Source organism: Streptomyces himalayensis subsp. himalayensis (assembly GCF_013778455.1).
Taxonomy (GTDB): Bacteria; Actinomycetota; Actinomycetes; order Streptomycetales; family Streptomycetaceae; genus Streptomyces; species Streptomyces himalayensis.
In genome coordinates this window covers 281,437-305,065 of the sequence record NZ_JACEHE010000003.1, presented here as the reverse complement: position 1 = coordinate 305,065, position 23,629 = coordinate 281,437, and the positions used below count along the sequence as shown (strand labels likewise).

Below are 23,629 nucleotides of genomic sequence, written 5' to 3'. Positions count from 1 at the left end.
CGCCGTGCCGCCGCCGGCAAGGCGACCCACGACCCGCGGTCGACCGCGGGCGTGCTGAACAGCTGCCACATCTGGGCGCCGGATGGAGTGGGCCTGCGCAAGCTGGACACGGGCTGGCGTCCGGGCACCGGGCCGCGCCCGGTGCCGCCGCTCGAGATTTTCGAGGGACGGGAATCGAGCCCGTCCGGCCCCTGACTTCGGGCCCGAGAAGCGGCTTGGGGGACAGCCGCTCCCGCTCCTCCTGCCGCTCGACGAGCGGCACTCCGGGCAGCGCTGCGGACGGTCACCGGCCCAGGTAGGCGAGTTCGGGGAAGTGGCGCTGGTAGGCGCCCAGCAGGCGCTTGGCGACGGCGTACGAGTCGATCAGCGGGTGGATGGTCAGCGCCTTGACCGCGTGGGCGCGGTCTCCGGTCGTGGCGGCGTGGATGACCGCGCGCTCGACCGCCTTGACCGCGCACACCAGGCCCGTGCCGTGGTCGGGCAGCGGGGCTCCGGCGATGGGGTGGGCGCCGTTGGCGTCCACGTGGCAGGGGACCTCGATGACGGCGTCGTCGTCGAGGACGGGGATCCGGCCGCGGCCCCGGACGTTGAGGATGAGGGTGGCGCGCTCGTCCAGGGCGATGGCCCGCATGAGGGAGAGCGCCACCTTCTCGTAGCCTCCGGACTCCAGGTCGCAGGAGTCGCGTTCGCCCATGCCGACGGCGTCGCGGTTCTCGGCCATATAGGTGGTCTCGCGCTCCAGGCGGGTGGCGTCCCAGGCGTGCCAGGCGGCGCGGGGTGCGGGCGGCGCGGTGTCGGCGGTGCTCATGGAGTCGTAGAAGCGCTGCTGCTGGGAGTGGAGGAAGGCGCCGCGGGTCTGTTCGGCGGCCCGCGCGGAACCGACCGACTCGCGGTTGAAGTAGTAGTAGTGCAGGTATTCGTTGGGCAGCGCGCCGAGTGTGCGCAGCAGGTCGGCGCCGAAGAGCTTGCCCTCCTCGAAGGAGGTCAGGGCGGCCTCGTCCTCGAACAGGGACGGCAGCAGGTCCCGGCCGTCGGCGTACAGGCCGCGCAGCCAGCCCAGGTGGTTCAGGCCCACGTAGTCCAGGCGGGTGCGCGCCGGATCGATGCCGAGCGCCCCGGCCACCCGGCGGCCGAGGCCCACCGGGGAGTCGCAGATCCCGATCACGCGGTCGCCGAGGTGGGCGGTCATGGCCTCGGTGACCAGGCCGGCGGGGTTGGTGAAGTTGATGACCCAGGCGTCGGGGGACAGGGCGGCAATGCGGCGGGCGATGTCGAGCGCCACCGGGACGGTGCGCAGCCCGTACGAGATGCCGCCCGCGCCCACGGTCTCCTGGCCCAGCACCCCCTCATCCAGGGCGATGCGCTCGTCCGCCGCGCGTCCGGCGAGGCCTCCGACGCGGATGGCGGAGAACACGAAATCGGCTCCGGTGACCGCCTCGTTCAGGTCGGTGGTGACGGTGACGGCCGGCGGGTCGGGGTGTCCGGCCGCCTGGTCGGCGAGGACCTTGCGGATGGTCGTGAGCCGGGTGGAGTCCAGGTCGTACAGGGTCAGGTGGGTGACGCGTCCTTCGCCGCGGTCGCCCAGCAGCGCCCGGTAGACCAACGGCACCCGGAAGCCGCCGCCACCCAGAATCGTGAGTCTCATACTTCGACCACCTCAACTCCCGCCTCGCGCAGTCGGCTACAGGTCTTCTCGTCCCCAGGGGCGTTGGTCACCACGACGTCGAGGTCCTCAGGCCCGCACACCCGGGCCATTCCGGTGCCGGGGAACTTGCCCGCGTCCGCCACCAGGACCACCTGGGCGCTCGCGGCGATCATCGCCCTTTTGACGGGCACCTCGACGGCGGTGGTGTCCAGCACCTGGCCGTCGGGGCGGATACCGCTGGTGCCGAGGAACAGCCGGTCGGCGTGGATCTGCCGCAGGTTGTCCTCGGTGAGGAACCCGACCAGGGAGCGGTAGTCGCGCCGGACCATGCCGCCCAGCAGGATCAGCTGGACGTCCTTGTCGTCCTGGAGCTCCTCGTAGACGGCCAGGCTGCTGGTGATCACGGTCAGGGACCGGCCGTGCAGATGGCGGGCCACCCGGTGGGCCGTGGTGCCGATGTCGAGCAGCACCGTCTCTCCGTCCCTGACCAGATCCGCGCACCAGGCGGCCAGAGCATCCTTGGCCTCGACACGGACCGCGGCCACGTCGGCGAACGGATCGTCCTCACCTACGAGGGGAGCTGCGCCGCCGTAGACCCGCTTCAGCAGTCCCTCGTCCTCCAGTTGCACGAGGTCGCGCCGGATGGTGGCCTGGCTGGCCCCCACCTTCTCGGCGAGGGACGTCACCGTGGTGGGCCCGTCAGCGCGCAGGACGCGCAGGATCAGCTGATGTCGTCGGTCCGGGAGCATGGCGCTGACCATACTCGTCAGAGTCGAGCAAAGTCACGCATGGATTGACTGTTATCTGCTTGAGCCTTGTCAAAGCCGCGCACAGCGTGCAATCTCTTGCGTAATTCGAGCCAGGCCCGGAAACCCACTCCGGTCGGCCGAAGCCAGGGAAACGGCGTCTTCGCCGCCACCAACGCGTCGGCACCGTCCGAGAGGACCACGTCGCCTGCTCCGGGCAGCGAGGTGTGCTCGGGGGACGCCGCCGCCCCTCAACTGCCGGATACCCGCCGCCCCGCCGTCGCCCACGCTCGCAGGTCCTCGCCGGACACGCCGAATACTAGGAGAAGACCGTGGACCTTTCCCGCAGACGATTCCTCCAGGCCGCCGTACTGACAGCCGCCGCAGCAGGTGCCACCGCCGCGTGCGGCGGCGGCACCGGTGAGAGCGGCAGCAAGGACAGCAAGAACCTGAAGTTCTGGTACTGGGCGGGCGGCCTGAGCGACAAGGTCGTCGCCGACGCCGAGAAGCAGTTCTCCGACGTCAGCCTGAAGACGTCCGTGATCGGCGGCGACTTCAAGACCAAGCTGCTCACCGGTATGAAGACCGCCCAGACCGCCCCGGACATCACCGGCATCAAGGGCGAGGACATCGCCTCCTTCCTGCCCAACGCTGGCCGCTTCCTCGACCTGAACTCCCTCGGCATGGACAAGCTGGCCCCGGAGTACCTGTCGTGGAAGCTGAAGCAGGCCACCACCCAGGACGGCAAGCTCATCGGCTTCCCGATCGACATCGGCCCTTGCGCGATGTACTACCGCGAGGACCTCTTCGCCAAGGCGGGGCTGCCCACCGACCCGGCCAAGGTCTCCTCCGAACTGTCCACCTGGGACGCCTACTTCGAGGCCGGTGTCGAACTGCACAAGGCCGTGCCGAAGACGTTCCTGGTCAACAACATCGGCGCGGTGTTCAGCATGGCCGTCGGCCAGGGCACCTCGCGGTACATCGACGCGGACAACAAGTTCATCGGCGATCAGGACCACATCCGCACCGCCTGGACCACGGCCGTGAAGCCGTACACCCTCGGCATCGACGCCAAGATCAACGACAACACCTGGAACGCCGCCATCGGCAACGGCACCCTGGGCACGGAGATAGGCGCCGCCTGGCACGCGCTGGACATCTCCAACGCCGCCCCGGGCACCAAGGGCAAGTGGCGGGTGGCCAGCCTGCCGAGCGGACCGTCCAACCTCGGTGGATCCTTCCTGTGCCTCCCCTCGACCTGCGCCAACCCCGAAAAGGCCTTCGAGATCATCAAGTGGATCCTCAGCCCCGAGAACCAGGCCCGCGGCTTCACCGACGCGGCCCTGTTCCCGACCGCACCCGCCGCGTACGAACTGCCGGCACTGACCGGCGGCGACGCCTTCTTCGGCGGCCAGAAGACCATCGAGATCTTCGGCCCGGCGGCCGAGAAGATCCCCGCCGCCTACGAGGCCCCGGCCGACGCGGCGGTCTCGGCCGCCTACTTCAACGAGTTGACCAACGTCGAGGCCAAGGGCAAGGACCCCGAGACCGCCTGGAAGGACGCGGTCAGCCAGGCAAAGCAGATAGCCCAGCGGCAGGGAGTGAAGTGACATGTCGTCAAGCCCGGTAGCCGGTCCGGCCGCCACCGGTCCGTCCTCGGGACCCGCCACCGGACCCTCGGGGCAGCCGGCCCCGGACCGCCACCGCGGTCCGGGGCGGCCCGGCCGCCGGATCCGGCCGGTGTCGGCCGGGGGCCGGCGCGGGCCGCGACGCGGGATCGCCAGGTACTTTCCGCAATATCTGGCGGTCTCGCCGTACTACCTGATCTTCTCGGTCTTCATGCTCTTCCCGATGCTCTACACCGTGTATCTGGCGTTCCAGAAGTGGGACGGCATCGGGGAGATGCAGTTCGTCGGGCTCCAGCAGTTCCGCTTCCTGTGGGACGACCCGGTGTTCTGGCTGTCCCTCCGCAACACCGTGGTCATCTGGGTGCTGTCCACCGTGCCGATGCTCTTCATGGCGCTGGTGCTCGCGGTGCTGGTGAACTCCGTCCGGCGCTTCACGGCCTTCTACCGGGTCGCCCTGTTCATCCCCAGCATCACCTCGCTGGTGGCCATCGCCATCTTCTTCGGCGCGATCTTCAGCAACAACTTCGGGCTCATCAACGCCATCCTGCAGTCGATGCACCTGTCGGCCGTGCCATGGCTCAGCAACGAGTGGACGATCAAGCTGGTGATCGCGGCGCTGATGACCTGGCAGTGGACCGGCTACAACGCCATCATCTACCTGGCCGGCCTCCAGGCGATTCCCTCGGAGCTGTACGAGGCGGCGAAGATGGACGGGGCCGGACCGGTGCGGATCTTCTTCTCCATCACGATCCCCATGCTGCGGCCCATCATCCTGTTCACCGTGGTCGTCTCCACCGTCACCGGCCTGCAGAGCTTCACCGAACCCCAGGTGCTGTTCGGCAGCGACGCGTCGACCAACCCCAACTCCGGCGGGCCGGGCCAGGCGGGCCTGACCACGCTGCTGTACTTCTACCACCAGGCCTTCGACAACAACGACTTCGGTTACGCCGCCGCGATCGTCTGGGCCTTCTTCCTGCTGATCCTGCTCATCGTCACCATCAACTGGCGCCTGGTGCAGCGTAAGGAGCGACGGCCGTGAACAGCCAGAACCGCAAGCGCCTGAGGGGCCTGAGCGTCCATGTCGTGCTGATGATCTGTGTCGTCATCTCGGTGTTCCCGTTCTACTGGATCATCGTCATGGCGACCAACACCTCGCAGGACATCTACAGTTACCCGCCGAAGCTGTGGTTCGGCGGCAACCTGCTGACCAACATCCAGCACCTGTTCGACAAGATGGACTTCTTCGGGTCGCTGTTCAACACGGTGATCGTGGCGGTCTGTACGACGCTGCTGGTGCTGTTCTTCGACTCCCTGGCGGCTTTCGCCTTCGCCAAGTACGAATTCCCCGGCAAGAAGTTCCTGTTCGGCCTGCTGCTGGCGATGTACATCCTGCCGACCCAGCTGGCGATCATCCCGCAGTACGAGATCATGGTCCAGCTGGGCTGGCTCGGAACGCTCAAGGCGCTCATCGTGCCCGCCGCCGCCAACGCCTTCGGCATCTTCTGGATGCGCCAGTACACCAGCACCGGCGTCCCGGACGAACTGCTCGACGCGGCCCGGATCGAGGGCGCCGGGTTCTTCCGCCAGTACTGGCACGTGGTGCTGCCGTGCGTCCGCCCGGCCCTGGCGTTCCTCGGCATCTACACATTCATCGCCGCCTGGAACGACTACATCCTGCCGCTGGTGATGCTGGTCAACCCGGACGAGCTGACCCTCCAGGTGGCGCTGGCGCAGCTGTACGCGGGCCACTCGACCGACTACAGCATGGTGATGTCCGGGGTGCTGCTCGCGGTCATCCCGCTGGTGCTGGTGTTCACCTTCTTCGCGCGCGGTTTCATCGCCGACGCCACGAAGGGAGCCCTGCGCTGACGGCAGCCGGCGGATGATCAGACCCTCGGCTCCCGCGGAAGCCCGAGCACCTTCTCCGCGAGGATGTTGCGCTGCACCTGCGACGTCCCCGCGTAGATGGTGCCCGAGCGGGCGATCAGGTACGTCGTCGACCAGGACGCCGAGGAGTTCGCCGCGCCGGGGTCGTCGGTGCGGTACGTACGCAGGGGCGGCCGCCCGACCGGCACCTGGCCGTGCAGGCCCATGATGTCCATCGCCAGGTCGGTGACCTTGGTGTGGTACTCGCTCCAGTACAGCTTGGCGATCGACGACTCGGGCCCTGGCCCGGCGCCCTTGAGCCAGCCGGTGAGGATCCGGTAGCCGAGATAGCGCATGATCTCGACCTTGGACCAGCACCAGGCGATCCGCTGCCGGATCACCGGATCCTGGTCCTTCCCGTACAGTCGCGCGAGCTCGACGAGGCGCTCCACCTCCGCCTTGAACAGGATGGGGTTGGTCGCCGCCTCTTCCCCGCGCTCCACGCCCAGCAGGCTCTGGGCCACCGTCCAGCCGTTGTCGACGCCGCCCACCACGAGATCGGCCCGGGTGCGGGCGCCGTTGAAGAAGACCTCGTTGAAGTGCAGCTGGCCGCTCATCATGCGGAAGGGCCGCACCTCGACGCCAGGCTGGTGGAGCGGGACGAGGAGGAAAGAGATGCCGCGGTGCTTGGGGGCGTCGTGGTTCGTGCGGGCCAGGACGAAGATCCAGTCGCTGTGGTGGGCGCCTGAGGTCCACACCTTCTGGCCGTCGATGATCCATTCTCCCCCACTCTCGGCTTCGCTCGAGCGGGGGGACCCCCATGAGCGGGAGGTGCCCCCACCGTCGCGTACCGCGCGAGTCCTGAGCGAGGCGAGGTCCGAACCCGCGTCCGGCTCCGAGTACCCCTGACACCAGGTGTCCTCGCCGCTGAGGATGCGCGGGAGGAAGTGGGCCTTCTGCTCCTCCGTGCCCCAGCGCAGCAGCGTGTTCGCCAGCATCTTCACGCCGAACGTGTCCTGCGGCAGCCCGAACGGCACACCGGCCAGGGCCAGTTCCTCCATCAGGACGACCTGGTGGAGCTTGGACAGGCCGCGGCCGCCGTACTCCTCGGGCCACGTGAGCGAGAGATAGCCGCGCGTGGCGAGCCGCCGGCGCCAGTCGCGCGCGAAGGCCCAGGCGGCGTCCTCGTCGAGGGCGCCGATGCCCTTCCAGTCGGCCGGGAGGGCGTCGGAGAGGAAGCCCTTGACCTCGCTGCGGAACGCCTCGGTCTCCGGGGGATAGCTGATGTCCACCTGTACTGCCTCCTGGTTCGGCCAGCCCTTCGCCGTGTTGATAGTTTCAGCGTAATGGGTTATCTATTTTAGAGGAATAGCGAGGAGCAGCGGCGAGCCAGGGGCGGGCTGACATGGGACTGCTGGACGGCCGTAACGCGGTGATCACCGGCGCCGCGCAGGGCATCGGCTTCGAGATCGCCGGCGTACTCGGCGGCGAAGGCGCATCCGTCGTCATCGGCGACATCAACGAGGACGCCGCGGCAGAAGCCGCCGAACGTCTTGCCAAGAACGGCGTGGCCGCCACCTCGCTGCGCTGCGACGTCACCGACGAGGACGAGGTCGCCGCTCTCGTCGCCCACGGCACCGACACCTTCGGGCCCGTCGGCGTCATGGTCAACAATGCCGGGATCACCCGGGACGCGACTCTCCGCAAGATGGCCCTCGCCGACTTCCGCGCCGTCGTCGACGTCCACCTCACGGGCGCCTGGAACGGCACCCGGTACGCCGCCGAGGCGATGCGTGCGCACGGCCAGGGCGGCAGCATCGTCAACATCTCCTCCATCGCCGGCAAGGTCGGCAACTTCGGGCAGACGAACTACAGCGCGGCCAAGGCCGGACTCGTCGGCCTCACCAAGGCGTCCGCCAAGGAGCTGGCCCGGGCCGGGATCCGGGTCAACGCCGTACAACCCGGACTCATCCGCACCGCGATGACCGAGGCGATGCCCCAGGCGGCCTGGGACGCGAAACTCGCCGAGATCCCCATGGGCCGCGCGGGCGAACCCGCCGAGGTCGCCCAGGTCGTGCTCTTCCTCGCCTCCGACATGGCGAGCTACATCACCGGAGCCGTGGTCGAGGTGACCGGCGGCCGGTACATGTGACCGGCGGCCGGTACGTGTGACGACCCTTCCCCTCATGAAAGGCCTGACCGATGCCCGCCCTCCTGCGTGACGCGGTGATCTGCGAACCCGTGCGTACTCCCGTCGGTGGCTACGGAGGCGTCTTCCGCGACGTGACGGCGGCCGAGCTCGCGGCCACGGTCGTACGCGCCGTGCTGGAGCGCACCGGTGTGCCCGCCACCGCCGTGGACGACGTACTCCTGGGCCAGTGCTACCCCAACGGCGAGGCCCCGGCCATCGGCCGCGTGGCCGCCCTCGACGCCGGACTGCCCGTGCAGGTGCCGGGACTGCAGATCGACCGCCGCTGCGGCTCCGGACTCCAGGCGATCATCACCGCGGCGATGCAGGTGCAGACCGGCGCGAGCGACCTCGTGCTGGCAGGTGGCGTGGAGTCCATGAGCCAGGCCGAGTTCTACACCACCGACGTCCGCTGGGGCGTGCGCGGCGCTGGCACCACGCTGCATGACAGGCTGGCCCGCGGCCGGGTCACTTGCGGCGGCGTCAACCACCCCGTCCCCGGCGGCATGCTGGAGACCGCCGAGAACCTGCGGCGCGAGTACGCCATCCCCCGCGAGGAACAGGACCGGCTGGCCCTGCGCTCGCACGAGAAGGCCGTCGCGGCCCAGCGGGAGGGACGCTTCACCGACGAGATCGTGCCCGTGAGCGTACGGACCAGGAAAGGCGAGACGGTCGTCGACACGGACGAACACCCGCGGCCCGACTCCTCGTTGGAGAAGCTCGCGAAGCTGCGTCCCGTGCTCGGCCGTCAGGACCCGGAGGCGACCGTCACCGCAGGCAACGCCAGCGGGCAGAACGACGGCGCCGCCCTCTGCATCGTGACCCATCCCGAGCGCGCGGCCGAGCTGGGTCTGCGCCCACTGGGCCGCCTGGTCTCCTGGGCCGTCGTGGGCGTGCCGCCGGAGACGATGGGCATCGGCCCCGTGCCCGCGACGGCCAGGGCCCTGGAGCGGGCGGGGCTGAAGCTCGCCGACATGGACCTGATCGAACTCAACGAGGCCTTCGCGGCCCAGGTGCTGGCCTGCACCCGCGAATGGGGCCTGACCGAGGCCGACTTCGAGCGGTTCAACGTCAACGGCTCCGGCATCTCGCTGGGCCACCCCGTCGGCGCCACCGGCGGCCGCATCCTCGCCACCCTGCTGCGCGAACTGGACCGCCGCGAGGCCCGCTACGGCCTGGAGACCATGTGCCTCGGCGGAGGCCAGGGCCTGGCCGCGGTCTTCGAACGGCCGACGGACGCAACCAACGCTCATGGAGGACGCTGATATGGCCGGACTGATCGCATACGGCGCCTACGTGCCGTACCACCGCCTCGCGCGGGCCGATGTCGCCGCCGCACTCGGCACCCAGGCGGGCAAGGGAACCCGCGCGGTCGCGGGCTACGACGAGGACACCACGTCCATGGCCGTCGAGGCGGCCCGCGGCGCCCTGGCCCGCGACGGACTCCGCCCCCGTATCGGCCAGCTCTTCCTCGCCACTGCCGCACCCGCCTACGTCGACAAGACGAACGCGACCGCCGTCCATGCCGCGCTCGGCCTCGACGAGCACGTGCTCGCCGTCGACATGGCGGGCTCCGTGCGCTCAGGCCTCGGCGCTCTGGTGACCGCCGCCCGCTCCCCGGTCCCGACCCTGGCTGTCGTCTCCGACCTGCGCACCGGCCTGCCCGGCGGCACCGACGAGGTCGCGGGGGGCGACGGCGCGGCGGCCTTCGTCTTCGGCGGACACCGCAACGGCGCACCCGTCATCGCGGAACTGCTCGCCCACGACACCGTCAGCGACGAGATCCTCGAGCGCTGGCGCCTGCCGGGCTCGCCCGCCTCCCGGGTCTGGGAGGAGCGCTTCGCGGAGGAGATCTACGTGTCCCTCGCGGGCAAGGCGCTCAGTGCCGCGCTCGACCAGGCGGGACTGGACACCGGCGCGGTCGACCACTTCGTGGTCTCCGGCCTGCACGCGCGGGCCTGTGCGGCGATACGGCGTACGGCAGGTGTCCGGCCGGAGGCGGTGGCCCCCGACCTCACCGGGGCGATCGGCAACGCCGGCACCGCCCAGCCCGGCCTGCTCCTCGCCGACGTCCTCGACCGCGCCCGGCCCGGCGAGGTCATCGCGCTCGTCGTGCTCGGCGACGGCGCAGGAGTCGTGCTGCTGCGCACCACCGACGCGCTGCCGACGCACCGCAGCCCCCGCCCGGTCGCCGCACAGATCGCCGCGGGCAGCGCCCCAGTGCCGTACGCCACCTACCTCTCCTGGCGCGGTCTCCTCGACCGTGAGCCGCCCCGCCGACCGGACCCCGAGCCGCCCTACGCCCCGCCCGCGCACCGCCGCAACGGATGGAAGTACGGCTTCGTCGCGTCCCGCTGCGAGAAGTGCGGCACCCGGCATCTGCCGCCGGACCGGGTGTGCGTGTCGTGTCGGAGCGTCGACGCCATGACCGACGAGCCGATGGAGCACGTGCGCGGCACCGTGGCCACCTTCACCGTGGACCGCCTGGCCCACACTCCGAGTCCGCCGATGCTCGTCGTGGTCGTCGACTACGACGGCGGCGGGCGGTTCCGCTGCCAGCTGACCGACGCGACCGAGGCCGACGCCGTCATCGGCGCCCGGGTGGAGATGACCTTCCGGCGCACCGTCACGGCGTCCGGCATCCACAACTACTTCTGGAAGGCCCGGCCGGTGCGCACGGGCGAGGCTGAGGAGACACGCGGATGAGCTCGCACGGAATTAGGGACCGGGTCGCGATCGTCGGCATGGGCTGCACGCCGTTCGGCGAGCACTGGACCCGCTCGGCGGACGACCTGCTCGTCGACGCCGTGGGCGAGGCGGTGACCTCGGCCGGCATCACGCTCGACGACATCGACGCGTTCTGGTTCGGCACGCAGGCGTCCGGTGTGTCCGGGCTGACCCTGAGCCGGACGCTCCGCCTGCCCTGCAAGCCGGTCACCCGCGTGGAGAACATGTGCGCAACCGGCTCCGAGGCTCTCCGCAACGCCTGCTACGCGGTGGCCTCAGGCGCGTACGACGTGGCGATGGCGGTCGGCGTGGAGAAGCTCAAGGACTCCGGTATGTCGGGCCTGTCCGGCACCGCCATTCCGGGCGCGGGCGACGACAGCCGGGGGGAGATCACCGCCCCGGCGAACTTCTCCCTCCTCGCCCCTGCGTACGCCGCCAAGTACGGTCTTGCGGAAGAGGAGATGAAGGACGTCATCACCCGTATCGCCTGGAAGAACCACGTCAACGGGGCCCGCAACCCCCGCGCACAGTTCCGCAAGGAGGTGCCGCTGGAGCGCATCCGGTCGGCCCCGATCGTCGCGGGCATGCTCGGCGTGTTCGACTGCTCGGGGGTCTCCGACGGTTCGGCCGCCGCGATCGTGGTGCGTGCCGAGGACGCCTACAAGTACACCGACAAGCCGATCTTCGTGAAGGCGCTGTCCTTCGTCGCAGGACCGGCGGACGGCCTCCTCGACCCGGAGTACGACTTCACCACCTTCCCCGAGGTCGTGGCATCCGCCCAGGAGGCGTACCGGCAGGCGGGCGTCACCGACCCGCGCGCCGAGATCGCGCTCGCCGAGGTCCACGACTGCTTCACTCCCACGGAGCTGGTGCTGATGGAGGACCTGGGCTTCTCCGAGCGCGGACAGGCCTGGAAGGACGTCACCAGCGGGCTGTTCGACCTGGACGGCTCACTGCCGGTCAACCCCGACGGGGGCCTGAAGGCCTTCGGCCACCCCATCGGCGCCTCGGGCCTGCGGATGATGTTCGAGGCGTGGCTCCAGCTGAGGGGCGAGGCACCGCCCGAGCGGACCGTGCGGACGCTGGCCGAAGGGCGCTCGCTCGCCCTGACGCACAACCTGGGCGGCGGGCCCGGCGAATGCGTCTCGTTCGTGTCGGTCGTCGGCAGCGAACTCACCGACTGAGAAAGGCAGTTCAACCATGGGGCGACTCGACGACAAGATCGCCATCGTGACCGGAGCCGCGTCCGGCATCGGCGCGGCCACCGCACGCCGCGTGGCCGCCGAGGGCGCGCACACGGTGGTCGCCGATCTGAACCTCGACGGTGCGAAGGCGGTGACGGAGGAGATCCGCTCCGCCGGAGGATCCGCGACGGCGGTGCCGGTCGACCTCGGTGACACAGAGAGCGTACGGGCCATGGTGGACGCGGCGGTTCAGGCGTACGGCGGCCTCGACGTCCTGCACAACAACGCTGCCGCCACGCACCTGGCCGCCCGCCAGGACCTCGCCGTCATGGAGGCCGACCCGGCGGTCTGGGACGACACCATGCGCATCAATCTCCGCGGCACCATGGTCGCGATCCAGGCCGCGGTCCCGCACATGATCGCGCGCGGGGGCGGCTCCGTCGTCAACACCACGTCGGGATCCGGGCTCTCCGGCGACCTGCGCAACCCCGCGTACGGCGCCTCGAAAGCCGCGCTGATCAACCTGACCCAGTATGTCGCCACCCAGTACGGCAAGCAGGGCGTGCGCTGCAACGCCGTCTCTCCCGGGTTCATCATCACCGAGGCGAAGTCCGGGTCGGCGTATGACGGCATCAAACAGACGATGCTGCGCCACCACCTCACGCCGCGCCTCGGGCGGCCGGAGGACATCGCCGCCGCGGTGGTGTTCCTCGCCTCCGACGAGGCGGCCTTCATCACCGGGCAGACCCTGTGCGTGGACGGCGGGCTGCTGGCCCACCAGCCGTATGTGGCGGACCTGCGTCCCGAGTGAGCGAACCGCGATGAAGGCGCGATGGATGAAAGCGCGATGGCCGGAGAGCTTCCCGAGGAGCCTCTCCGGCCATCGCGCTCGTCGCGCTCTGTGCGGTGCCCTACGCGCTGACCGGGTCCCCTTCCACCCCCGGCGCGGTCTCGCCGACCGCTTCCTCCGGCGACAGATCGCCCAAGTAGGCCGCCCGTACGGCAGGATCGCGGCGTACCTCGTCCGGAGTGCCGACACTGATCCGGCGTCCGAAGTCGAGGACGACGACCTGATCGCAGACGCTCATGACCATGTCGACGTCGTGCTCCACGAGGAGCACACCCATGCCCCAGTCCTCTGCGAGTCTGCGGACGAGGCGGGCCAGTTCCCGGGTCTCGTCGTCCGACAGCCCGGCGGCGGGCTCGTCGAGCAGCAGCACGGACGGCGAGGTCGCCACCGCGCGGGCGATGGCCAGCAGCCGGCGCTCCCCGTACGAGAGGTCGCCCACCGGCCGGTCCAGACTGCCGTCCAGGCCGAACTCCCTTACCGCCACGAGGACCTGCGCGGGCAGCGGGCGGCTGCCGGGGCGTATCAGGTCCATCAGGTACGCTCCGGGGCCGGGCCGGTCGCAGGCGGCGTACAGGTTGTCCAGGACGGTCATGTCCTCGAAGAGCTCCAGCGACTGGAAGGACCGGCTGAGCCCGGCCTGAGCGCGCCGGTGCACCGATACACCGGTCACGTCCCGGCCGCCGAGGCTGACGCTGCCGGACGCGGGCCGGGTGAATCCGGTGACGGCATCGATGGCGGAGGTCTTGCCCGCGCCGTTGGGGCCGATGAGGCCGACGATCCGGCCGGGTTCGATGTCGAAGGAGAGGCCGTCGACGGCGGTGACGCCGCCGTAGCGTACGGTCAGGTCCGTGACCTGGAGGGGGAGGGGCGTCGCGCGCTGTACGTCGGCTGCCTCCGGCGCGAGGTGCCCGAGCGGTGTGGTCGCGGTCGCCGAGGGCCGCCCGGACCGCCGTCGCACCAGTCCCCGCTCGACCCCGGCCGCCTGCCTGCCGAGCTCCTGGCCGATCCCGTCCTGGTTGCCCACCAGTGTCAGCAGCAGAATCACCCCGCCGATCAGCGGCATCCACTCGCTCAGGCCCGGCAGCACCAGGTCCCCGAAGCGCGCGCCGACCGTGCCGGCGGCGAACGTGGCGCCGAACAGCGGGCCGACGAGGAAGCCGACCCCGCCGATGACGGCGAGCCCGAGCGCGGTGATGGAGTCGAAGCTCGCGAAGTCGGTGAAGACCACGGAGGTCGAGCGGAACCCGGTGAGCACCCCCGCGAGCGCGGCGACCGCCGCGGACAACCCGAACGCGTACAGCTTCGTGGCGCGGACGCCGATACCGAGGGCGGCGGCGGCCCGCTCGTTGGCCCGGACCGCGATCAGCCGGCGCCCGGTGCGGCTGCGCCGGACGTTGGCGACCACCAGCGTGGCGCCGACGAACAGCAGCAGCACCAGGGCCGCGTACCGCTGGGGATGGTCGACGCCGGAGATGTCGATGCCGAAGAGCGTCTGGTTGCCGATGGCGATGCCGTCACTGCCCGGTGTGGTGGCGAGGTCGGTGTTCTGGAACACCATGACCTCCAGGGTGGTGCCGAGACCGAGCGTGATGATCGCGAGGTTGACGCCCCGGGTACGGACCGCGGGCAGAGCGAACAGCAGACCGATCGGGACCGTCCCCAACACACCGGCGAGCAGCGCGAGTTCGAAGGGCCAGTCCCAGTCGGCCACCGCGTGCCCGGCGATGAAGGCGCCGGTCCCGGCCAGTGCGTAGGCGGCCAGGGAGACCTGCCCCGCGTAACCGGTCACCACCACGATCGACAGGATGATCAGCGACAGCACCAGGGTGTTGGTGATCGCGTCGGCCCACAGCGGCGAGGACACGTTCACCAGCAGCAGTGCGACCGCGACCGTGACGGCCAGTGCCACCGGCCGTACGCGTCCGCTGCCCAGCGCGGGCAGCCGGTCGAGGAACGTGCCGCGCATGGGCAGCGCCCGGCCGCGCGCCACCAGTACGAGTGCGATGACCAGGAACGGCACCGACGCGGCCAGTCCTGTGACGTTCGTTCCGAAGCGGGTCAGTTCGGACTGTACGACGCCGATGACGATGCCGCCCGCCAGGGTGACGGGGAACGACGAGAAGCGTCCGACGAGGGCGGCGGCCAGCGCACTGAGCAGGAGCGTGGTGAGGCCTGTGACCGACAGGCCGATGACCGGCACGATCAGGATCGCGGTCAGCCCCGCGAGCGCCGAGCCGAGCCCCCAGTTGGCGGCGGCGATCAGATCCGCCGACCAGCCGAGTGCGGAGGCGGCGCTCTGGTTCTCCGCGACCGCGGTGGTGCCGAGCCCGAACATGCTGCGCTTGTAGAGCAGATGAAGCACGACGGTGATGGCTACCGCGATTCCGAGCAGCCAGATCCGGTCCTCGGACACCGTCGCCCCGGCGACCGTCAGCAGGTCGGTCGGGAGTTTGCCGGACACGAGCTGCACACTGTCGCCGTAGCGTTTGACGGCGGCGGCGGTGAGCACGATGAACACCGCCAGGGTGCCGACGAGCCGGGCCAGCGAGGAGGCCCTGCGCAGCGGGCGCATCACCAGCAGATGGGTGAGCACCCCCAGCGTCCCGGCCACCAGTACCCCGCACCCGACGGCGGTCCAGTAGGGCACGCCGTGCTGCACGGCGAGCTCCCATTGCACATAGGCCGCGGCCATCCCGATCGCGCCGTGCGCGAAGTTCAGGACGCCGGAGCCTCGGTAGATCAGCACGATGCCTTGCGCGGTGAGCGCGTACAGCGCACCGAGGCCGAGGCCGAGGAGCGCGAAGCGCAGGATGTCGTCCACCAGAGAACCTCCAGGGCTCCATGAGTAGCGAACGCCGGTTGGCCCGGCAAGACAGATAGAACATTTATTTAGATAATTTCGGCAAGACTACTTCTCTAACCAATCGACTCCCTCCATGCTGTTCGCCATCTCGGCAACGCCCATCCGGGCTCCCCCGGCTCCTTCGATCGAGCAGGGGGACCCCACATCCCCGCGGAGGGATCATGAACGACTCACCCCGACGCAGAACCGTCGCAGCGAGCTGTCTCGCGATGACCGGAGTGCTGCTTGCCGCCGGGTGCGGCGGCGGAGAGGAGTCCGTCGGCAGCACGTCGGCGTCCTCACTGACCGGCGCACCGGTCAAGGTGATGGTCTGGGCACCGGAGAACACCCAGGGCAGCGCCCAGCCCGGTGTCCGCGTCACCGCCCAGGCGTACGAAAAGTGGATCAACGACAACGGCGGCATCAAGGGCGGTCCCCTCAAGGTCATCACCTGCAATGAGAAGGGCGACCCCGACGAGGCCGAGAACTGCGCCCAGAAGGCGGTCAGTGACGGCGTGGTCGCCGTGGTCGGCTCCTACAGCCTCGCGGGGGACCGCTACATGCCGATCCTGGAGAAGGCCGGCATCCCCTACATCGGCGGGACCGGCGTCTCGGCCGCGGAGTTCTCCAACCCCCTGTCCTTCCCGGTCAACGGCGGCACGCCCGTCGTCTTCACCGCCCATGGCCAGCAGCTCGCGGAGGAGGGCTGCAAGAAGATCTCCGGAGTGCGGTACGACGTCGCGGCCGCCGCGATCGTCATCAAGTTCCTCACGCTGGGCGCGACCTCCGCCGGCGCGAAGGCGCCGAAGGACCTGAAGGTGCCCCTCACCGCCACCGACCTCGCTCCGCAGGTGGCCGCCGCGACCAAGGACAGTGACTGCGTGAGCGTCATCCTGGGCACGCACTCGGACCTCTTCGTGAAGGCGTATCTGCAATCCGGGGACAAGACCAAGGTCGGCAGTGTCGTCGGCAACCTCACCCCGGAACTGGCCCAGAGCACCGGAGGCAGTTCGAGCCCGCTGAACGGCGCCGCCATCACCGGGTACTACCCGCCCATCTCCGACGCCGCCTGGAAGGACGGGGTCGCGGCCACCAAAGGCAAGGACGTAGACCTCTCCAACGGCGCCAACGCCACGACCTGGGTGGCGTTCAAGGTCTTCACCGAGGCTGCTGCACAGCTGCCGAAGATCACCTCCAAGGCCCTCGTGGAACAGCTCAACACAACCAAGGGCATCGACACCGGCGGGCTGACTCCGGCGCTGAACTGGCAGTCGTCGACGGCCCTGCCCCTGCCGGGCCTGAACCGCATCCACAACACCACCGCCACCGAACTGGTGCTGAAGGACGGCAGGATCGAGTGGGCCAAGTCCGGTTCGACCTTCGTCGACGTCCGCAAGGCGCTCACGACACCGGCCGGCTGACGGCCCCGCGGTGCGGCAGCGCGGGCCGCACGGCCGACGACGGGCCATGCCCCGAGCCGGCCGGTGGCCCGCCGCCGAACGCAGTGGCGAAGCCCCGTGGCCTCACTTGAAGCCCGCCTCGTCCGCGACATCCGCCCGCATCGCAGCACCCGGGAAAGGAGAGAAACCCGTGTCCACCGTTGCACACGACCGTCCCGACGCCGTGCCCGAGACAACCTCGGGCGCACTCATCGCGACCAGCTCCCTGTCCGCCGGATACGGCACCCAGCCCGTCGTACGCGACCTCGACATCGAGGTACGCCCCGGCGAGGTCGTCGCGCTGCTCGGCCCCAACGGCGCGGGCAAGAGCACGACGCTCCGAGTCCTCGCGGGCGACCTGGCCCCGATGAGCGGCGAAGTCCGCTGGCTGGGCGAGCCCAGCCGGGCGCCACTGCACCGCCGCGCCCGCCAGGGCCTCGCGTACGTCGGTGAGCGCGCGGTCTTCACCCGCCTCGACACCGCCGACAACCTGCGGGTCGGCCGGGTGGAGGCCGCCCGGGCCCTGGAGCTCTTCCCGGAGCTGGAGAAACGGCTGGGCACCGGCGCAGGGATGCTCTCCGGCGGCGAGCAGCAGATGCTCTCGCTGGCCCGGGCACTGTGCCGGGAACCCCGCCTGCTCCTCGCCGACGAACTGTCGCTCGGCCTCGCCCCCTTGGTGGTCGAGCGTCTGCTGCGCGCGGTGCGTGAAGCCGCGGACCGGGGGCTCGGCGCACTGCTCGTCGAACAGCACGTACGCAAGGTGCTGGACATCGCAGACCGTGTGTACGTCGTGCGCCGCGGCCGCGTCGTCATGACCGGCACCCCGCAGGAACTGCGCGGCAACCTGGACGCGATCGAGTCGTCCTACCTCGCTGACGGCCGCTCATGACCGGAGGCCTCGGCGTCCCGCCGGGCAATGAGGCCGGGGCTGTCGTTGCCCTGACGTCACTCGGTCGTAAGGGGACCGTGCGAGCCTGCCGTGATGGACATGACGGCACTGGCACGCGACCTGCTGGAGCCCGTACCGGCCCACCGCACCGCCGGTGTCACGGTGCTCCGGGCCGCTGACGGCGCGGCCGAGGTCGCGTTGGAGACGCCCGGGGCGCTCACCAACGTCATCGGCTCGCTGCATTCCGGCGGGCTCATCACCCTCCTCGACGCGGTGGGGCTGGGTGCGATCATCGTCGCGAGTGCGGCCTCCGCCGACTTCGAGGGGGTCGTACCTCTGGGCAGGGCCGCGTCCCTGGAGTTCCTCGCCCCCGCGCGAGGCCGGCTGGTGGCCCGCTGCCGTCTCTCCGACGAGGCACAGCACGCCCTGCGTCCGCTCCTGTCGGGTGAGACCGACCGGGCGCGGCTCTCCACGCACGGCGAGATCACCGACGCGTCGGGAACGCTGGTGTGCCGCGGCGGCTTCGACTGGAGTGTCCGGCGGATGCCGTCCTCCGGCTGAGGTTCGAAACGAGGATCGGCCGGCCGCGTGGTGCACGGGACTTGACGGTCCTTGGGCGGCACTCCTACCGTCCATTGAGCTAGATAATTAACCTTACATGCCTGATATTGAAGCGGGGTTGCTGTGGCAAGCGCACGCGAGCAGATACGGGCCCTGGTCGTCTCCGGCGACACCTTCGACAAGCCGGCGAAGGAGGTGCGAGAGCTACAGCTCGAAGCAGCGAGGGAGGCCTTCCACTCCCACCGTGAGCGCATCCCGCTGCTGCGCACGCGTGCCGAAGAGACCGGCGTGCACGAGATCACCGGTCCCGAGGACCTCGTCCCCATGCTGTTCTCGCACACCAGCTACAAGTCGTACCCCGTCTCGCTGATCGCCGGCGGCCGGTGGGACCGGCTCCTGCGCTGGTACTCGACCGTCTCGGTGGTCGAAGCGGACGACGTCGACGTCGACGGCGTACGCGACATCGACGAGTGGACCGAACGCATCACAGCTGCCGGTCATCGCCCGTACATCACCAGCGGCACGTCCGGGAAGGTCTCCTTCCTCAACTGCGACGCAAGCGACCTGAAGTTCCTGCACGACATCCTTGAGCACCTCACCTGCTGGCCCGACCCCCTGCCGCCCAAGCCCACACGCCGGGGTTACCTGCTCGCTCCGGCGAGCGGCCCGATGCGCTCCATCGACGGTTTCCGGTGGCACGCGGAGGTCTTCGCCCGACCCGGCGAGACACAGCTGCTGACCGAGGACACGCTGCGGGTGTCCGAGCTGATGAGCAGCGCGCTGCTGCGCCGGCGGATGGCGGAGGGCACGGCGACCCCGCAGGAGATCAGCGCCTTCGAGACCGCGTCCGAGGCCCGCGAGGAGGAGCTGGGCGCGGCCGTGACGCGGATCGTCGACGACATCGTCGCGCACCGCGACGAACCGCTGTTGATCGCCGGGATGAACAACCAGCAGTTCACCGTGATCCAGGCCCTGCGGGCCCGCGGCATACCCGACGGAGGCCTCCACCCGGACACGCTGGTGCTCAGCGGCGGCGGCAACAAGGGCCGTGCGCTACCCGACGACTACCAGCAGCAGTTCGCCGCCTTCTACCAGGGCGTACGACGCGTGCGCAGCTACGGCATGACGGAGCTCCAAGGCTCCTGCCCCGCCTGCGAGAAGGGCAAATACCACGTACCGCCGTGGGTGATCCCGCTGGTCCTCGACCGGAAAGGCGAGACGCTACTAAACGCCGAACAGGGGGTCGTGGAGGGGCGGTTCGCCTTCCTGGACGTCTCCCTGGAAGGCCGCTGGGGCGGCCTGATCACCGGTGACCGGGTCCGGCTGGACTTCTCGTCCTGCGACTGCGGCAGGTCAGGACCGGTCATCCTGCCGGACATCCAGCGTTACGGGGACCTCGGCGGCGACGACAAGATCACCTGCGCCGCGACACTCGACTCCTATGTGCGGGGAATGATCCACGGTTGACTTCCTCCCCTCCTAAAGGAGGGGATTCCTACGGCTCGCGCCGTAGGGCTTTCTGCTTCGTCGCTGACTGCCTGCCCGGAGTTCTCCGTTGAGGTCTTACGCCAGCTCCACAGACAGATACCGCCAGCCCGGCGGCCAGAAGGTTCTTCGCCGCGTTCACGTCCCGGTCATGGGTCGCGCCGCAGCCACACGTCCAGGTGCGGACGTTCAACGGCATCTTCTCCTGCAGTGTGCCGCAGGCATGGCACAGCTTGGACGATGGGAACCACCGGTCAACGGCGATCACCTCCCGCCCGTACCAGGTAGCCTTGTACTCCAGCATGCTCCGGAAATCCGACCACGCCGCGTCCGAGATCGCGCGAGCCAGTCTCCGGTTCCTGACCATGTTGCGCACGGTCAGGTCCTCGATCACGAGCGTTTGGTTCTCACGCACGAGCCGAGTAGTGATCTTGTGCAGAGTGTCGCGGCGCCGATCGGCGATCCTCGCGTGGATAAGGGCGACCTTCTGCCGGGCCTTCGCACGGTTGGCCCCGTCGCCCCTGGCCTTGCGGGACAGTTCCCGCTGGGCCTTCACCAGCCGGGCACGGTCCTTGCGTTCATGCCTCGAATTGGTGATCTTCTCGCCCGTCGACAGCGTCAGCAGATGCTCGAGACCCGCGTCGATACCGACCGCCCCACCGCTGGTCGGAAGCCGCTTGACGCCCGGATCCTCGCACAGCATCGACACGAACCAGCGGCCCGCCGCATCCCGGGAGACCGTCACCGTGGACGGTACCGCGCCCTGCGGGAGCGGACGGGACCACACGATGGCAAGAGGCTCCTGCATCTTCGCGAGCGTCAGCACACCGTCGCGGAACGCGAACGCGGAGCGTGTGTACTCGGCACTGACGCGGGACTTCTTCCGCGACTTCAAGCGCGGATACTTCGCCCGCTTCTCCCAGAACGCAACGAACGCACCTTGCAGGTGTCGCAACGCCTGTTGCAGCGGAACGCTGGAGACCTCGGACAGGTAGGCCAGTTCTTCCGTCTTCTTCCATGCTGTGAGCATTGCCGACGTGGCGTTGTAGTTGACCCGCTCGCCCCGCTGCCACGCTCTTGTGCGGGCGTCCAGCGCCATGTTGTAGACCTTCCGCACACACCCGAACGTGCGCGACAGCTCAGCCGCCTGCGCATCGGTGGGATAGAAGCGGTACTTGAACGCCCGCTTCACGTGTCCGGTCACCATGACTCACAAACTAGCATGCCAACTTGTGGCGGCCTGCGGAGAGTTGGGAATGTACGGAGATCCGTCCTAACGGCGAATCACCTTCTTCTGCCCTGCTCCGCAGGAGTCCCTTTCCTCCCCGGCCTGAATGCTGGGGCATCCATGGAGGTTTCCCGAATGAGCGACACGACGCTTCACGGAACCGAAGCACCCTCGCGGCAGGACGGAACCGGACCGGTGTCCGTGGTGCATGTCGTCCGCGGCAACGTCGACCAGGGCCCGCACATCGGCCACGGCAGGTCAGGCGCGGCCTTCACGGCGCCGGCACTCGACCTGGACCGTCTCGTGTGGCCCCGTACCGAACCCGGGCCCGCCTTCCATGTGCCGAGCGCGGAGATCGTCGACCTGCTGGTGGAGACCGGCGAGGCCCTGAAGGCGGACCGGGAAGGCCTGCTCGCCGAAGCCCTGGACCGTATGGCACCGGTCAGCCCGCTCCCCAGGGAGGTGCTCGAACGCGCCTACGCCGTGCTGTGGCGCACCTTCCAGCGGCCCGGCCTGTACGCCCAGATCGACCACGAGCTCGGCGGAGCGGACGTGCTCGACGGCTGGCGCGAGGTGCGGCTGCCCGAGGGTCGGATCGCTTCCACCCGCGCGTTCCCGCCGCGTCTGGTGCACATCATCGCCGGCAACGCTCCCGGCGTGGCGGCGATGTCCGTCGTCCGCGGTGCCCTCACCAAGGGCGTCAACCTGCTGAAGCTGCCCTCGAACGACCTGTTCACCGCGACCGCCATCCTGCGCACGATGGCGTCGGTGGCGCCGGGCCACCCTGTGGTGCGTTCGTTCTCCGCGGTGTACTGGCGGGGCGGCGACGAGACGGTGGAGAGCGTGCTGTTCCGCCCGCAGTTCTTCGACAAGCTGGTGGCCTGGGGCGGCGAGGCCACGATCCGCGGGGCCCTGAAGTACGTCGGTCCCGGATTCGAGCTGGTCTCCTTCGATCCCAAGACCTCCATCTCGATGATCGGCCGCGAGGCCTTCGGGTCCGAGGAGGCCCTGGCTCAGGCTGCGGACGCGGCCGCCGCGGACGCCACCTTCTTCAACCAGCAGGCGTGCGTGGCCAGTCGCTTCCAGTTCGTCGAGGGTTCCCAGGAGGACGCCGACCGCTACGCCGCGCTGCTGTGCGAACGCCTCGGCATCGCACGGGAGTTCAGTTCGGCCGACGGGCCGCGGGTCGCCTCGGAACTCCGCGAGGAGATCGACATACTGCGGTCTCTGGCGCCCGAGTACCGGGTCTGGGGCGGGTACGACGGCCGGGGCCTGGTCATCCGCTCGCCGGAACCGGTGGACTTCCACCCCGACGGCAAGATCGTCAACGTCGTTCCGGTCACCGCGCTGTCCGAGGCCGTCGCGCATGCAGGCGTCGCCACACAGACGGTCGGTGTCTACCCCGATGCACGCAAGACGGAGCTGCGCGACGCCCTCGCCTGTGCCGGGGTGCAGCGCGTGGTGTCGCTCGGCAGGGCGGGCGGAATGCCACAGGGCCTCTCCCACGACGGCTTCTACCCCCTACAGCGGCTCGTGCGCTGGGTGAACGACGAGTGACTCCGCCTCTCCGTTCAACTGGCCTCTCCTCGGGAACGGCGAGGCGTCAGAGGGTCGTTGACGAGGGCGTAGACGGCGGTGCCGATGCCGACGCTCAGGATCGTGCGGCGGCCGGAGGCCAGGTGTACGGCGGCGGTGACGGCGACCGCGAGCAGCGCGTAGAGCGTCGCGTGCGGTTCGGCGGCGATGGTGCCGTGCAGGGCGGTAACGGCGAGGATTGCGAGAATGCCCACCGGCATCCACAGCGACAGCTGCCGCACGAGCGCCGAGTCGCGCAGCGTGCGCAGCACCGCGAAGGGCAAGGCGCGCAGGGCAAGAGCGACGCCGAGCAGACCGCCGCCGACCCAGTAGGTCTCGCAGGCACTGCTCTGGGCGCCGACGCCACCTCGCGGCGAGCCCGCTCTCGATGTCGCCGACCGGCTGCGTGACACCGGTGGTACCGCCGCTCACCCTTGTGTCAGTGCGGCGAAGGCCTCGTCCAGGAGGTCGACGAGGTCGAGGCGGCCGTCGGAGGCGGTCCAGTGGTCGATGGCGACATTCAGGCAGTCCAGCGCGGCGGCGGCCCGTACTGATTCGCCGAGCGTCGCGGGCTGCGACGAACCGTGGCGTTCGGCCAGGGCCTGGGCCAGGCCGGGCTGCCAGCCGTGCTGCTCCTTCAACTGCCGTGCGCACAGGGCAGGGGTGGCCCGGACGAGACGCGTGGTCGCCAGGGCGCCGGCCGGGTCCTGGTGGTGGGGTGCCGCTGCCAGTCACGCGCAGACAGGCCGATGGCCACCACGAGTCCTGCGGCGACG

Annotated in this window: 19 protein-coding genes and 1 pseudogene; 13 read left to right on the top strand and 7 right to left on the bottom strand. The window is 69.8% G+C overall.

Annotation, left to right across the window (positions count from 1 at the left end; translation table 11 throughout):
- Positions 1-283 precede the first annotated feature (283 nt).
- Both H1D24_RS07775 and H1D24_RS07770 read right to left on the bottom strand, forming a co-directional pair.
- Positions 284-1,645, bottom strand: a complete 1,362-nt coding sequence (locus tag H1D24_RS07775; RefSeq protein ID WP_181656635.1) for a 6-phospho-beta-glucosidase — start codon at positions 1,643-1,645, stop codon at positions 284-286.
- Positions 1,642-2,394, bottom strand: coding sequence for a DeoR/GlpR family DNA-binding transcription regulator (locus H1D24_RS07770; protein WP_181656634.1), 753 nt, complete (start codon positions 2,392-2,394; stop codon positions 1,642-1,644). Before H1D24_RS07770 ends, H1D24_RS07775 begins: the two co-directional genes overlap by 4 nt.
- A 329-nt stretch (positions 2,395-2,723) precedes the next feature.
- Between H1D24_RS07770 and H1D24_RS07765 the strand changes: the two genes are divergently transcribed.
- The 3 genes from H1D24_RS07765 to H1D24_RS07755 are packed head-to-tail and all read left to right on the top strand — an operon-like array spanning position 2,724 to position 5,888.
- Positions 2,724-4,001 (top strand): extracellular solute-binding protein, encoded by a 1,278-nt coding sequence (locus tag H1D24_RS07765; protein ID WP_181656633.1) that lies wholly within the window; start codon positions 2,724-2,726, stop codon positions 3,999-4,001.
- A gap of 1 nt (position 4,002) precedes the next feature.
- Positions 4,003-5,058, top strand: coding sequence for a carbohydrate ABC transporter permease (locus tag H1D24_RS07760; RefSeq protein WP_181656632.1), 1,056 nt, complete (start codon positions 4,003-4,005; stop codon positions 5,056-5,058).
- 50 nt (positions 5,059-5,108) lie between these two features.
- Positions 5,109-5,888: a carbohydrate ABC transporter permease gene (locus tag H1D24_RS07755; RefSeq protein ID WP_181656761.1), complete on the top strand. Its 780-nt coding sequence runs from the start codon at positions 5,109-5,111 to the stop codon at positions 5,886-5,888.
- A 17-nt stretch (positions 5,889-5,905) separates the two neighbouring features.
- Here H1D24_RS07755 and H1D24_RS43530 read toward each other — a convergent pair whose 3' ends face one another.
- Positions 5,906-7,177, bottom strand: a complete 1,272-nt coding sequence (locus H1D24_RS43530) for an acyl-CoA dehydrogenase family protein (RefSeq protein ID WP_181656631.1) — start codon at positions 7,175-7,177, stop codon at positions 5,906-5,908.
- Between the two features lie 113 nt (positions 7,178-7,290).
- Here H1D24_RS43530 and fabG point away from each other — a divergent pair, with 113 nt between their 5' ends.
- From fabG to H1D24_RS07725, 5 genes are read left to right on the top strand one after another with little or no spacing between them, the layout of a single operon-like run.
- Positions 7,291-8,037 (top strand): 3-oxoacyl-ACP reductase FabG, encoded by a 747-nt coding sequence (gene fabG, locus H1D24_RS07745; RefSeq protein WP_181656630.1) that lies wholly within the window; start codon positions 7,291-7,293, stop codon positions 8,035-8,037.
- Positions 8,038-8,087: 50 nt separating this feature from the next.
- Positions 8,088-9,338 (top strand): acetyl-CoA C-acetyltransferase, encoded by a 1,251-nt coding sequence (locus tag H1D24_RS07740; protein ID WP_220136484.1) that lies wholly within the window; start codon positions 8,088-8,090, stop codon positions 9,336-9,338.
- 1 nt (position 9,339) lies between these two features.
- Positions 9,340-10,779 carry an OB-fold domain-containing protein gene (locus tag H1D24_RS07735; RefSeq protein ID WP_181656629.1) on the top strand — a complete coding sequence of 480 codons (1,440 nt, stop codon included), beginning with the start codon at positions 9,340-9,342 and terminating at the stop codon, positions 10,777-10,779.
- A complete protein-coding gene (locus H1D24_RS07730; RefSeq protein WP_181656628.1) occupies positions 10,776-11,984 on the top strand; it encodes an acetyl-CoA acetyltransferase in 1,209 nt (402 codons plus the stop codon). Before H1D24_RS07735 ends, H1D24_RS07730 begins: the two co-directional genes overlap by 4 nt.
- A gap of 16 nt (positions 11,985-12,000) precedes the next feature.
- Positions 12,001-12,795: an SDR family NAD(P)-dependent oxidoreductase gene (locus H1D24_RS07725; protein WP_181656627.1), complete on the top strand. Its 795-nt coding sequence runs from the start codon at positions 12,001-12,003 to the stop codon at positions 12,793-12,795.
- 100 nt (positions 12,796-12,895) lie between these two features.
- Here H1D24_RS07725 and H1D24_RS07720 read toward each other — a convergent pair whose 3' ends face one another.
- Positions 12,896-15,655 (bottom strand): ABC transporter permease subunit, encoded by a 2,760-nt coding sequence (locus H1D24_RS07720; RefSeq protein WP_181656626.1) that lies wholly within the window; start codon positions 15,653-15,655, stop codon positions 12,896-12,898.
- 203 nt (positions 15,656-15,858) lie between these two features.
- Here H1D24_RS07720 and H1D24_RS07715 point away from each other — a divergent pair, with 203 nt between their 5' ends.
- The 4 genes and pseudogenes from H1D24_RS07715 (at position 15,859) to H1D24_RS07700 (ending at position 20,032) form a co-directional block, all read left to right on the top strand.
- Positions 15,859-17,097 (top strand): ABC transporter substrate-binding protein, encoded by a 1,239-nt coding sequence (locus tag H1D24_RS07715; protein ID WP_181656625.1) that lies wholly within the window; start codon positions 15,859-15,861, stop codon positions 17,095-17,097.
- Between the two features lie 289 nt (positions 17,098-17,386).
- Positions 17,387-18,004: pseudogene (locus tag H1D24_RS07710) on the top strand (ABC transporter ATP-binding protein); the annotation flags it as partial.
- Positions 18,005-18,103: 99 nt separating this feature from the next.
- The gene (locus H1D24_RS07705) at positions 18,104-18,565 is read left to right on the top strand and encodes a PaaI family thioesterase (protein ID WP_258563907.1); all 462 of its coding nucleotides are present in this window, start codon (positions 18,104-18,106) and stop codon (positions 18,563-18,565) included.
- A gap of 123 nt (positions 18,566-18,688) precedes the next feature.
- Entirely contained in the window at positions 18,689-20,032 is a 1,344-nt protein-coding gene (locus H1D24_RS07700) for a hypothetical protein (protein ID WP_181656623.1), read from the top strand.
- A 28-nt stretch (positions 20,033-20,060) separates the two neighbouring features.
- Here the strand turns inward: H1D24_RS07700 and H1D24_RS07695 are convergent, their stop codons facing one another.
- Positions 20,061-21,257: an RNA-guided endonuclease InsQ/TnpB family protein gene (locus tag H1D24_RS07695; RefSeq protein ID WP_181656622.1), complete on the bottom strand. Its 1,197-nt coding sequence runs from the start codon at positions 21,255-21,257 to the stop codon at positions 20,061-20,063.
- A 156-nt stretch (positions 21,258-21,413) separates the two neighbouring features.
- Between H1D24_RS07695 and H1D24_RS07690 the strand changes: the two genes are divergently transcribed.
- Complete coding sequence (locus H1D24_RS07690; protein WP_181656621.1) at positions 21,414-22,835, top strand: acyl-CoA reductase; 1,422 nt, start codon at positions 21,414-21,416, stop codon at positions 22,833-22,835.
- Between the two features lie 14 nt (positions 22,836-22,849).
- On the opposite strand, the gene H1D24_RS07685 is transcribed toward H1D24_RS07690, so the two are convergent.
- Positions 22,850-23,266 (bottom strand): AzlD domain-containing protein, encoded by a 417-nt coding sequence (locus tag H1D24_RS07685; RefSeq protein WP_181656620.1) that lies wholly within the window; start codon positions 23,264-23,266, stop codon positions 22,850-22,852.
- 15 nt (positions 23,267-23,281) lie between these two features.
- Positions 23,282-23,545 carry an acyl-CoA-like ligand-binding transcription factor gene (locus H1D24_RS07680; protein WP_374064185.1) on the bottom strand — a complete coding sequence of 88 codons (264 nt, stop codon included), beginning with the start codon at positions 23,543-23,545 and terminating at the stop codon, positions 23,282-23,284.
- Between the last annotated feature and the right edge of the window lie 84 nt (positions 23,546-23,629).

Bases quoted from the DNA above. Each gene is read 5' to 3' on its own strand.
- H1D24_RS07775 (WP_181656635.1), bottom strand. From the start codon at position 1,645: ATGAGACTCACGATTCTGGGTGGCGGCGGCTTCCGGGTGCCGTTGGTC.
- H1D24_RS07770 (WP_181656634.1), bottom strand. From the start codon at position 2,394: ATGCTCCCGGACCGACGACATCAGCTGATCCTGCGCGTCCTGCGCGCT.
- H1D24_RS07760 (WP_181656632.1), top strand. From the start codon at position 4,003: ATGTCGTCAAGCCCGGTAGCCGGTCCGGCCGCCACCGGTCCGTCCTCG.
- H1D24_RS07755 (WP_181656761.1), top strand. From the start codon at position 5,109: ATGATCTGTGTCGTCATCTCGGTGTTCCCGTTCTACTGGATCATCGTC.
- fabG (WP_181656630.1), top strand. From the start codon at position 7,291: ATGGGACTGCTGGACGGCCGTAACGCGGTGATCACCGGCGCCGCGCAG.
- H1D24_RS07740 (WP_220136484.1), top strand. From the start codon at position 8,088: ATGCCCGCCCTCCTGCGTGACGCGGTGATCTGCGAACCCGTGCGTACT.
- H1D24_RS07735 (WP_181656629.1), top strand. From the start codon at position 9,340: ATGGCCGGACTGATCGCATACGGCGCCTACGTGCCGTACCACCGCCTC.
- H1D24_RS07730 (WP_181656628.1), top strand. From the start codon at position 10,776: ATGAGCTCGCACGGAATTAGGGACCGGGTCGCGATCGTCGGCATGGGC.
- H1D24_RS07725 (WP_181656627.1), top strand. From the start codon at position 12,001: ATGGGGCGACTCGACGACAAGATCGCCATCGTGACCGGAGCCGCGTCC.
- H1D24_RS07715 (WP_181656625.1), top strand. From the start codon at position 15,859: ATGAACGACTCACCCCGACGCAGAACCGTCGCAGCGAGCTGTCTCGCG.
- H1D24_RS07705 (WP_258563907.1), top strand. From the start codon at position 18,104: ATGACGGCACTGGCACGCGACCTGCTGGAGCCCGTACCGGCCCACCGC.
- H1D24_RS07695 (WP_181656622.1), bottom strand. From the start codon at position 21,257: ATGGTGACCGGACACGTGAAGCGGGCGTTCAAGTACCGCTTCTATCCC.
- H1D24_RS07690 (WP_181656621.1), top strand. From the start codon at position 21,414: ATGAGCGACACGACGCTTCACGGAACCGAAGCACCCTCGCGGCAGGAC.